Origin of the sequence: Mesorhizobium sp. B1-1-5, assembly GCF_006443065.1 — a bacterium.
Taxonomy (GTDB): domain Bacteria; phylum Pseudomonadota; class Alphaproteobacteria; order Rhizobiales; family Rhizobiaceae; genus Mesorhizobium.
In genome coordinates, this window is sequence record NZ_VFWS01000595.1 from 1 (window position 1) to 1,095 (window position 1,095).

A 1,095-nucleotide genomic window follows, 5' to 3' on the forward strand; every position below is an offset into this window, starting at 1 on the left:
GGTGGCAACCACTCTCAGGCGAGGGTGCAAGTGGTCGAGCCGACCGGTGAGGCCCAGGAGCTTACATTAAGTGCAGGTGGAGTCGACCTCGTGGCCGAGGTGCGGGATCAGCCGCCCTTCAAACTTGATCAAGAGGTTGGGTTGGAGATCATGGTATCCAAGGTGCATCTGTTCGATGCTCGTAGTGGTACCAGGATTGCTTAGGGCGCGCTGACGGGCGAAAAACAGCCCATCCCATCATGCCCTTCATCAGTTGCCACTTGCTGCGAAACCACCGGTGATCGCCGTTTGCCCATCGGCCGTCACGGCAATCGCCCGCGGCGCTCCGTCATGAACAGGAATCTCGGCACCACGCGTTGTTACGCCACAGAGGAACGGACCGCGTCAGACATAGTGCGAGCGTCGTCCTCATTGCACCCCGGGCCATTCCGTGCTCCGTTGGCGCAGCGCCGCCGTTGCGGGCACCAAGCTTGCCGGACCGGCCATATCGTCCACACCGTTCGAGGCAATCATATGACCCAGAATATGGAAACCGATCCCTTCAACGTCTCCATGCGCAAGTTCCTGAAGCAGGTCGGCGTGACTTCGCAGCAGGCAATCGAGAAAGCCGTGGCGGAGAAGGGCCTGAAAGGACAGGGCCGACTGACCGTGAGGGCCGTCATCACCTCGGAGCCGGCAGGCTTGCGCCATGTCGTGGAGGGCGAGATCGATCTTGGATGAGAGCTGCGGCTTGATCGGGGTCGGCTGCTACTTGAAGAACCGTATCTGCCCGGCGGGCGATGGATCGTATCCGCCAAGCTCGGCGGCGCGGCTGGCGAAGATTTCCTGCCCTAGCAAACGCAGGAGCGCCTGGATCGGTTGCTGGAAGTAGGTCCGCTGCCGCATCAGGAGATCGAAGCTTTCCCAGGCCAATGGAACGAAATCGAGGCCAGCGGCGCGGGCGGCCGCGCGCGTGGCAATTCCGCAATCGGCCCTACCAATGCGCACGGCAGCCGCGAGATCGGGTCCGGTCAGGCAGGGCGGCTCCAACCGATTGACGTCGTCCTGTTTCGCGCCGGAGTCCGCCAGCAATTGCGTGAGCAGCATGTCCGCGCC

General features: G+C 62.6%; 2 protein-coding genes and 1 pseudogene. 2 read left to right on the plus strand and 1 reads right to left on the minus strand.

All coding sequences use genetic code 11. The features are described from left to right. A pseudogene (locus FJ980_RS35150) lies at positions 1-204 on the plus strand (glycerol-3-phosphate ABC transporter ATP-binding protein); the annotation flags it as partial. A gap of 309 nt (positions 205-513) precedes the next feature. Then, positions 514-720: a DUF6494 family protein gene (locus tag FJ980_RS33610; protein ID WP_140499366.1), complete on the plus strand. Its 207-nt coding sequence runs from the start codon at positions 514-516 to the stop codon at positions 718-720. Between the two features lie 27 nt (positions 721-747). Here FJ980_RS33610 and FJ980_RS33615 read toward each other — a convergent pair. After that, the coding region (locus tag FJ980_RS33615; RefSeq protein ID WP_181181419.1) for a substrate-binding domain-containing protein at positions 748-1,095 on the minus strand (348 nt) is incomplete at its 5' end.

What these genes read in the sequence shown, in the direction of transcription:
- FJ980_RS33610 (WP_140499366.1), top strand. Translation starts at nt 514, where the DNA reads ATGACCCAGAATATGGAAACCGATCCCTTCAACGTCTCCATGCGCAAG.